Below are 8,983 nucleotides of genomic sequence, written 5' to 3'. Positions count from 1 at the left end.
CCGCAGCAGCTCCTCCCACAGCGAGCGCCCGGAGGACAGGCGATAACCCCACGGCAGGTGATGGAACCAGAGCAGCAGGTCTTCGCCCGTACTCCGCGGATCGCTGAAGCGGCGCGCCACCTCCGGCGCATATTGCGCGACCGCGTTGCTGCCGGAGGCGGTCCGATCGAAGCCGATGCCGTTCCGGTCGGCGCGATGGTAATAGACCGGGTTCCAGTCGGCCCGCTCGAGATCGTCGACCCAGGGACCGGGTCCATAATGGTGGCCGCTCGCCATCAGGTGGTGAAGGCCGAGCGGCGTCATGTAGTCGACCACGGCCTGGCGTGAGCGCATCATGGTGGAGACGACCGACCCGACGACGCCAGGATCGTTGCCCCACGTCATCCGCGTCCATTCCTCAGCAATACCGGCCGAGGGCAGCGCCGGATCCCACGCCAGCCGGCCGAACGCATACCAGTTGGCCTGGTCGAAGTGCGAACCGGTCCAGTTGCGGTCCGTACCGCTGTTGGCCACGCCCGCCATGCCGCCGATCGTCTGGGCGACCGACCTCGCTCGCTGCGGGCGATGGGTGTCGGCGTCGAGCACTTCCTCCCACATCGGCCCGAGGTAGGCGAGGTGGGTCGCAAAGCCGAGATACTCCTTGGTGAGCTGTGCCTCCAGCAACACCCGGGTGTGCTTCATCCGGCCGAACAGGGGATGGAACGGCTCGCGCGGCTGAAAGTCGATCGGGCCGTTCTTGACCTGCAGGATGACGTTGCGGTGGAACTTGCCGTCGAGCGGGACGAACTCGTCGTACGCCTGCTTGGCCCGGTCCTCGCCGGAAGCCGCGCGGTAGACGAAGGCGCGCCACATGACGATGCCGCCATGCGGCGCCAGCGCATCGGCCAGCATGTTCGCGCCGTCGGCGTGGCTGCGGCGGTAATCCTGCGGGCCAGGCTGTCCTTCCGAGTTCGCCTTGACCACGAACCCCCCGAAGTCCGGAATCGTGCGGTAGATCTCGGCCGCCTTGACCTGCCACCATCGCCGCACCGCAGGGTCGAGCGGGTCGGCAGTGCGCAGGCCGCCGATCTCGATGGGCGCACTGAACCGGGCCGTGAGGTACACGCGGATGCCCCAAGGGCGAAACACGCCCGCGAGCGCCGCCGCCTTTTGGAGGTAGCGTGGCGTCAGCACCTCCGCGTTCGCATTCACGTTAGTGAGCACCGTGCCGTTGATGCCGACCGACGCGTTCGCACGGGCATAGTCGGTGTACCGGGGATCCTTCCATTCCGGCAGCTTGTGCCAATCCCACAACGAGGCGCCCGCGTAACCGCGCTCCACGGACCGATCGAGATTGTCCCAATGATTGAGCAAGCGCAGCAGCAGCCGCGGGCTCTCGGACACGTCCAGATTTTCGAGCGACTGGTTCAACTGGATGCGGCGGAGGAGGGCGAAGACGCCGTAGAGCACGCCGATGTCCTCGTTGGCCGCGATGAGCAAGCGGGGTCCACCTTGGGTCCGGGCGGAGCGTAGGAGGAAGCCGTCTCGTCCGAGCCGCTTCAACGGGAGGCCGAGCGCCGCAATCTGCCGCGAACTGCGCGGCGTGCCGATCAGGATACTTCCGGCTGCAGGGTCGGTGAGGAAAGGCACGCTCCGGCCAAGCAGGCCATGCAGGCCGCTCTGCAGCTCGCTGCGAGCGAGAGCCAGCGTCGGAAAGCGGGCGTCGCCGGCTATGGACTGGGTATGCGGAGCGTGAAGCTTGACCTGCTCTGGACTGAGCTGATCGAAGCGCAGCCACAGTCGATAGCCGTCCTCCGCCGCCACCGCCTGCGGTGAAGCGAAGATCATAAACAGGACTGCAGCAAGCAGCAGGCGCAACTTTGTTCCCTTGAGCAGGTTCATCTAGCATGTTAGCGCTATCACGCGAAATCAAGGAGAGATTGCAGCATGTCGCAGTCGCGCTGGAGCTTCACCCGCCGTAAGGCCTTGGCGGCTGCCCTGAGCACCGCTGCAACCGCCTGCGCCGCACCTCTTGTTTCGCAGCGTGATCCCGCGCCAGCCTCGCTTCACGCGCTCGCGCGACGGTCGGGGCGGCGCTTTGGTTCGGCAGTGACGTGGGGGGCGCCCGGAGCGGACCGGGGCAGCTTCGCGAACCCTGCTTATGCCACGATCCTGGAGCGCGAGTGCGGGCTGCTGGTGCCGGAGAACGAGCTCAAGTGGCAGTGGACCCGGCCCTCGGCGACCGGCTTCGACTTCCGCCAGTTCGACGCCATCGTCGACTATGCGACCGCGAAGAACATGCCTCTGCGCGGCCACACGCTCTTCTGGCTGCCCGAGAAATGGTACCCTCAATGGCTGGTCCGCCACGACTTCGGCCCGCAGCCCGCAAGAAGCGCGCAAGCGATGCTGACCGAGCATGTCCGCACCGTCTGCCGCCGCTACGGCACCCGCATCTACTCCTACGACGTGGTGAACGAGGCAGTGCAGCCGGAAACCGGCCGCATCCGCGACACGGTGGTGACCAGGGCGCTCGGCGGCGAGCGGACGCTTGACGTCATGTTCCACGCCGCCAAGGCCGAAGCGCCGCACGCGGAGCTGGTCTACAACGATTACATGAGCTGGGAACTGACGGGCGAGGACCAGACCCACATGGCGGGCGTGCTCCGTCTACTTGAAGGCTTCCGCAAGCGCGGTACTCCGGTCGACGCGCTCGGCATCCAGTCGCACATACGCTTGCTCAAGGAGCTGTCGGTAGCGGCCATCATCCGCGAGTCCGAAGGGCCCTGGCGGCGCTTTCTCGATGCCGTCGTGGCGATGGGCTACAAGCTCGTAATTACCGAATTCGACGTCAACGACCAGAAGGCGCCCGACGACATCGCGCTCCGCGACCGCATGGTGGCCGATTATGCGAAGGCCTATCTGGACGTTATGCTAAGCTACCCGCAGCTGCGAGACGTGCTCGCCTGGGGGATGGTCGACCGCTACAGCTGGCTGACCGACTTTGATCCGCGGGCCGATAAATCGATCAAGCGCGGCACGCCTTACGACAGCCAGTTCCAGCCCAAGCCGCTGCGCGAGGCGATTGCCGCGGCCTTCGCGGGCGCGACGGTGCCGGCCAAGGCGTGATAAGCTGGGGCGAAAGGATGAATTTATGAGAGTGCTGGCCGCCTGCCTTGCCGCCGCCTCGCTACAAGCTTGTACGGGAGCACCGGTTGATGAGCATGCCAGGAGTGGCGCAGGCCTCAGCTGTATCTCCTTGACGCAGGTCGCCGGCCGGCGAGCCGTTGGTCCCGGAACGGTGCTGTTCGAGACGGTTGGACCGACCAACTACGTGAACCAACTGCGCGGCCGATGTCCGTCGCTCGCACGGCTCGGGAGTACGGCCACCATTTCGGTCGCCAGCGGCGGGCAGGCCGGGCAATTGTGCAGCGGCGATCGCATTCGCGTGTTCGACCCGGTCGAGCTCGGGGGTGGTCGCCTTGAAAGCTATCCGACGTGCGTCCTTGGCCGGTTCGTGGCGCAGCCCGTGAGGCGTTAGGGGCCAGCCTTCCCAGCAATGACGCGAGTGATAGAATAATCTTTGTACGGCAGTGGCGCACCCGGCCTGGTATTGATGGGCACTCAGATCATTGGACAATTTCTATCCGGTCTTCCGGTAGGCTCCCGACGCGCAAAAGGCGAGAGTGTCGGTAATGGGAAGGTTCGCTGCGAGATTCCCACAATAGCCCAGGTCTCCGCCCTTCACGGTTTCGATTCCAGCGCGGCCGCGGACGGTCACTTCGGTAGGGGCTGGAAGCCAGGTGATGAACTTGAGCATGCCGTCAAGGAGCTTGCCCCGTAGATGGTGGCTTGCGGGCCGCGCAGCACCTCAATCCCGTTCCAGGTCAAAAGTGTCGAAGTCTCCGGCGAGCACCGCGTCATTGGCAAGTCCGCTGCTTGATCCGAACGGGTCTCGTCCACGTACACGCCATCGGTGGAGGCCACGCCGCCGCTATTCACGCCGCGCACAATCAATCGGCTTGACCCGGGCGTGCTTTCATTGATCTGCAGGCCGGGAACAAGCTTCAGGTAATCGCTGGAGGTGTCCGCGTGCTGCTGCTCAAAGCGTGGCACCCGATACCACCGAGATGGACCACGGGACTTCGAGCAGAGCCTGCGCGCGCTTCTGCGCCGTGACCCGATCTCCTGTCAGCGGGGGCGTTGACGCCGGTGGTCTCCACCGGACTGTCAGCATTCGCGGAATGGCCTGTTCTTCGTTGGACGCGTCCTCAGTGGGCACTGGCTGCCCGGCGTAGGCGGGCGTTCTGGCGAGAAGGCTCGTGGCGCTCGTAGCCAGCAGCAACGCGACGCGCAATCAGGTCATAGATCTTTTCCTCGCCTGGCTTGTTCTTCACTGTAAGGGGCGAGATATCCGGCTTGAGACACTATTGTCTTCGAAGAAGGCCGGTCAATACAGCTAAGAGCTTTCACCAGGAAGGTGCATATTTGAGCTTAGGGCTGCCATCGGCGTCTTGAAGTCATATCGTGCCTTGTCGCCGCAACTGGCCGCTGCGCGACCTTCACCGGGAGCAGGTGGAGGACTCTTGGCCGTGGTCGCAGCCAAGCGGTGCCTCCCGGCGAACCGGGAACCACCTAAAGGCTCGATTCAGAAGATGTAGTCCCCCATTGCCGGCACGCCGACGCCGACCAGGGTGACCTGGAAGTCGACGGCGCCGTCTTGGTTGCTATCGACAGAGACCGGACCTTCCTCAGTTGGCGAGGCCTGCATCCGAACGGTCCCGTTTTCCGTAACTTCAACCAGCACCTCACGGGGCAGGAGAGTGAATTGCGGAGTTGGCTACAGGCGGATTGGAGGCAACCACCTTGCCCAGGCGCGAGCGCGAATCTGCTTCTTCGACACCTAGCGTCCGTCGACCGCGCCAGAGTGGAACCGCATCTCCAGGCTACGCCCGTCTGCCGCGGCATGGTTCTAATCGAGGAACGGGCATCGACCGACTACGTCTACTTCCCGCTAGGCGCCTTGGTATCCCTCGATCAGGCCGACGGTGCCGAAATCGCCTTGATCGGCAATGAAGGTTTGGTCGGCTGGCCTGCGCTCGTGGGCTGTACACGCTCCCCGCACCGCGCGGTTGTGCGTGGGCTCGATGGGACCGTAACCAAGATCCGGACGGACGTTCTGATGAAGATCGCCTCGGAGATCCCGGCCTTGGCTTCGGGTCTCAACCGCTTCGTGACCGTCGTCGGCATGCAGATGGCGGAAACGATAGGAGCTTATGCACTCCACCGGGTGGACATGCGCCTCGCACGGTGGCTCCTCCTCAGGCATGATCGCCTGGCCGGCGACGAGATTGCGGTGAACCATGACGAGATCGCCACGAACCTCGGTACGCGCCGGGCCAGCATAACCGATTGCCTCCACATCATCGAGGGCGAGGGGCTGGTCCGCTGCCGACGGGGACGGATCGTGATCCGCGACCGAGCCCGTTTGGAAGCGCTCGCGACAGGTTGCTACGGTACGGCCGAGTCCTGCTATCGCGAGATCATCGGCGGTTTCGGGAAGGCGCCTATGCGTCCTGGACCGCCGGGCAGACGCGAAGAGGGATCGAACTCACAGTTGCTTAGCACGCCAGTTTGCTAGCCCCGGCCTGCCCTCGCCGCGGGCAGCCGATGGTTCACGCAGGCCGGAAGCTCAGCGCCACTCCGTTCATGCAGTAGCGGAGGCCCGTCGGCTTGGGGCCGTCATCGAACAGGTGGCCGAGATGTCCGCCACATCGCGCGCAAGCGACCTCGGTGCGGCTCGTGAAGCCGAGGCTTCGGTCGGCGCGAGTGCGAACGGCACCTGCCTTAGCCCGGTAGAAGCTTGGCCACCCGGTTCCGCTCTCGAATCTGGCTTCGGAGCGGAACAAGACATTGCCGCATCCGGCGCACCCATAAGAGCCACGGCGCTTCTCAGCATTGAGCGGGCTTGAGCCGGGCCTCTCGGTTCCAGCGCGGCGAAGCACGGCGTAGGCGGCTGGATTGAGCCGCTTGCGCCACTGCGCGTCGCTGAGATGCAGCGGGAAGGGTGCTGATGCCTCAGCGGGGCTGGGCTTAAGCATAGTGCCGACGAGCAGAAGGCCAGTGCCGGAGGCGAACAAGTCGCGTCGGGTCAAGCCGAACATGTCCAATCTCCTGTGATAGATAAAGGCGACAGAGAGGCAACCGACCCGCCGATGGGGGCAAACGACGGGTCGGCGCCCCGCCCCCAACTCAGCCCGGAAGAGAGACTGCGTTGGTGACGTGGATTACCCCGTTGGACTGCAGGACATCGGCCTGGGTGACCGTAGCCGCTCCACCCTTCGCGTCGACCAATACGACCGCGTCGCCCTGCATGCGCGCCGCGAGGGTGCCGCCCTGTACGGTGCGGAGTTGGGCTGTGCCGCCACCGGCGCGGATCTGCGCCATCAGGTCGCTTGCCGTTAGCCGGCCCGGAACCACGTGATATGTCAGGGCGCTCTGAAGCATTGCCTTGTTTTCCGGCTTCAGCAGCGTTTCCACCGTTCCAGCCGGAAGCGCGGCGAATGCAGCGTTGGTTGGGGCGAATACGGTGAACGGCCCGGCGCCGGACAGGGTATCCACCAGCCCCGCCGCCTTCACGGCTGCCACCAGGGTGGTATGGTCGCGTGAGTTGACGGCGTTTCCGACGATGGTGCGCGACGGGTACATGGCAGCACCGCCAACCATCACCGTCTGCTCGGCCTGCATATTGCTCATGCCGTCGTCGGCCGTCGTCATGCATGCGCCGAGCGGGAGGGCGCAGCCTGCCGCCATCATCATCAACGACATCTTACGTAGGGTCATGGTCTCTTCTCCCTGAGCTTTGGCCCATGGGGCAGGCCTTGCAGAAGGAGTTACGGTGCCACCCGGCATGCGGATGCATCCGGCGGTCAGACCGCTTGAAGTTCCCCGGCCGCGACGACGGGCCCGGTGGGCTGGCCGGTCGGGGAGCCACCGGACGGCTCACGCGACAAGGCGACGGTGGCTCCGGCCCGGAACTGGGCCGCCAGGGCAGGCGACAGGCGTCGCTTGGCCGATTGCTCCGTTGAGATCACGCCAAGTGAGATCGGAGCCCCGCCGTCCGGTATGATCCACAGCTGGTGATCGCGTCCGGGCGGCCGCTCGATCGCCGAGGCGGTTACCAGCAGGTCGCTCGCACCCGGGACGAAGGTCACGGCCACCGACCCGGGCGATTGTTGATCTCCAAGCGAGGCGATCAGAACCGGCGCGGGCCGCTCAGCCGCGGGTGGGGGAGCGGGACGCCGGAGCAACGGCGGCACCGCCGCCAGCGCGAGGGCCACCGCCGCCGCAGCTGCAAGACCGGTGAGGCCCTGCCAGCGCCGTACCTTCCGCCGCATCATAATAACGTCTGCGCCGGGCTCGGCACCGCCGACCGCGCGACGGATGCGCTCCCAGACAGGCGCCCCCGGCGCGACGGGCGGAATCTCGTCGAAGAAGGGCGCGAACCGCTCCTCCCAGCTGCTCACCTCCGCTGCAAAGCTGCGATCCTCGGCGTGGAGGCGGCGCGCCTCCACCAGCTCCTCGCCTTCCAGCAAGCGGAGCGCATGCTCTGCGGCAAGGAGCTCGCGATCGGTCATTTTTCCAGGCAGCTCTTGAGCTGAGCCAGGCCGCGGCGAACCCAGCTTTTCATCGTGCCCAGCGGGGTCCCACTGCGTGCAGCCAGCTCGGCATAAGTGAAGCCATCGAAGAAGGCGGAGCGAATGGCGCTGCGCGGCCGCTCCTCAAGTAGGTCGATACAGCCGGCCAGGCGCTGGCGGTCCTGCTCGGCCGCGACCAGCTCGAAGGCGCCCGGCGAACCGTCCGGCACTCCGGCCGCCTCAACAATGTCCCCGGCGCCCCTCAGGCGGGTGGACGAGCGCAGCCGATCAATGGCCCGATTTCGGGCGAAGATCGCGAGCCAGCTGATGGGGCTCGAGCGGGCCGGATCATAGCTGTCCGCGCGCCGCCATAAATTGACGTACACCTCCTGCAATGCGTCCTCCGCTTCCATCCGGTCGCCTAAGATACGGAGGCAGATGCCGAAAAGCTTTGCGGAAGTCCGGTCATAGACGATCTGAAGCGCTGCCTGGTCGCCGGCGGCAACTGCCTTCAGCGCCGTTCGCAGAGTGTCGACCTCGCTGCTGGCGTTCGGAGTGGAAGCTTCCCGTGCGGACACCGGCCCTGTTTACAATGTTTATTGCCAACCGCCAGCAGCTTGCTTTGGCAATGGCCTTGCGATGCTGGGGCAAGGGAAACCAAGATCTCGCCCTGGCTAAGTTCTCAAACGATCAACAGTGCCCACATACGCAATTGGATGCGGTCGGCGCGTTCAATCGAGGAGTGCAGGGGTAGTGACGTTCATCAAAAGCCAGCAAGGCAGAGCTGATGCTACCATTTGCCCACGACAACCCGAAGGCAGATGGGTGCTAGACTTCCCATTGCTGAGGTCCGCCTCTGCGTGCTCCAAGCGAAAGCCGGCTCTTCCGCTGTCGGCCACTTCCGGCTTTGGGCTCTACATGAACGAACGGCTTGTTTCGGCAAACGTCGAAGTTCCCCTGAACGTCCGCTTGTGGGTCGGGGCCGCCAGTACCAAATTGATTTCCGCAAGCTAACGGCCAAGCGCGGGAAGACAGCTGACCAGCAGCCCGTCACGAGTACACAGTTCGTCACGTCCCTAATATAGCTGCACGGACGCAGTCCGATTGTTGCTCAGCCTTCTGGTTAGGCGAAGGCCTTCTCGATGCTGCGCAACGCTTCGCGAACCAGATCCCGCTCGCGCCCTTGTAGTGGCCGGATAGGCCGCGGCGGGTCGGAGCCGCAGAGCGAGAGTTGGTTCGCGATGGCGTAGATGACGCGAAGCCCCCCTAGGCTTTTGAACAACGCCCAGAGCGGCTGGAACGCGCGGTCGATCCGGCGTGCCTCGGCGGCGTCACCGGTCCTCGCTGCCCGGAACAGCGCGAGCGTCTCG

The 8,983-nt window shown here is 65.1% G+C and carries 10 protein-coding genes and 1 pseudogene; 3 read left to right on the top strand and 8 right to left on the bottom strand.

Annotated elements, in window-relative coordinates:
* On the bottom strand, positions 1 to 1,827 hold a 1,827-nt coding region (locus QZX62_RS07590; protein WP_294173369.1), incomplete at its 3' end, for an alpha-glucuronidase family glycosyl hydrolase.
* Positions 1,828 to 1,965: 138 nt separating this feature from the next.
* Here QZX62_RS07590 and QZX62_RS07585 point away from each other — a divergent pair.
* Positions 1,966 to 3,105 carry an endo-1,4-beta-xylanase gene (locus tag QZX62_RS07585; protein ID WP_294173373.1) on the top strand — a complete coding sequence of 380 codons (1,140 nt, stop codon included), beginning with the start codon at positions 1,966 to 1,968 and terminating at the stop codon, positions 3,103 to 3,105.
* A 130-nt stretch (positions 3,106 to 3,235) separates the two neighbouring features.
* Positions 3,236 to 3,517: a hypothetical protein gene (locus QZX62_RS07580; RefSeq protein WP_294173367.1), complete on the top strand. Its 282-nt coding sequence runs from the start codon at positions 3,236 to 3,238 to the stop codon at positions 3,515 to 3,517.
* A gap of 236 nt (positions 3,518 to 3,753) precedes the next feature.
* On the opposite strand, the gene QZX62_RS07575 is transcribed toward QZX62_RS07580, so the two are convergent.
* Positions 3,754 to 4,092 (bottom strand): Plug domain-containing protein, encoded by a 339-nt coding sequence (locus tag QZX62_RS07575; RefSeq protein ID WP_294173366.1) that lies wholly within the window; start codon positions 4,090 to 4,092, stop codon positions 3,754 to 3,756.
* A gap of 532 nt (positions 4,093 to 4,624) precedes the next feature.
* Positions 4,625 to 4,783, bottom strand: coding sequence for a hypothetical protein (locus tag QZX62_RS07570; protein WP_294173364.1), 159 nt, complete (start codon positions 4,781 to 4,783; stop codon positions 4,625 to 4,627).
* A 120-nt stretch (positions 4,784 to 4,903) separates the two neighbouring features.
* Between QZX62_RS07570 and QZX62_RS07565 the strand changes: the two genes are divergently transcribed.
* On the top strand, positions 4,904 to 5,617 hold the full coding sequence (locus QZX62_RS07565) for a Crp/Fnr family transcriptional regulator (RefSeq protein ID WP_294173363.1): 714 nt from the start codon (positions 4,904 to 4,906) through the stop codon (positions 5,615 to 5,617).
* A gap of 34 nt (positions 5,618 to 5,651) precedes the next feature.
* Here QZX62_RS07565 and msrB read toward each other — a convergent pair whose 3' ends face one another.
* From msrB to QZX62_RS07540, 5 genes and pseudogenes are all read right to left on the bottom strand, one after another.
* Positions 5,652 to 6,077, bottom strand: a complete 426-nt coding sequence (gene msrB / locus QZX62_RS07560) for a peptide-methionine (R)-S-oxide reductase MsrB (RefSeq protein ID WP_294173372.1) — start codon at positions 6,075 to 6,077, stop codon at positions 5,652 to 5,654.
* A 151-nt stretch (positions 6,078 to 6,228) separates the two neighbouring features.
* The gene (locus QZX62_RS07555; RefSeq protein WP_294173371.1) at positions 6,229 to 6,753 is read right to left on the bottom strand and encodes a fasciclin domain-containing protein; all 525 of its coding nucleotides are present in this window, start codon (positions 6,751 to 6,753) and stop codon (positions 6,229 to 6,231) included.
* 152 nt (positions 6,754 to 6,905) lie between these two features.
* A complete protein-coding gene (locus QZX62_RS07550; protein ID WP_294173362.1) occupies positions 6,906 to 7,613 on the bottom strand; it encodes an anti-sigma factor in 708 nt (235 codons plus the stop codon).
* Positions 7,610 to 8,191 (bottom strand): sigma-70 family RNA polymerase sigma factor, encoded by a 582-nt coding sequence (locus tag QZX62_RS07545; RefSeq protein WP_294173361.1) that lies wholly within the window; start codon positions 8,189 to 8,191, stop codon positions 7,610 to 7,612. Before QZX62_RS07545 ends, QZX62_RS07550 begins: the two co-directional genes overlap by 4 nt.
* Positions 8,192 to 8,736: 545 nt before the next feature.
* Positions 8,737 to 8,983: pseudogene (locus QZX62_RS07540) on the bottom strand (dihydrodipicolinate synthase family protein); the annotation flags it as partial.

It is taken from the genome of uncultured Sphingomonas sp., from assembly GCF_902806265.1.
GTDB lineage: Bacteria > Pseudomonadota > Alphaproteobacteria > Sphingomonadales > Sphingomonadaceae > Sphingomicrobium.
This window is presented reverse-complemented; position numbering and strand designations above follow the sequence as displayed.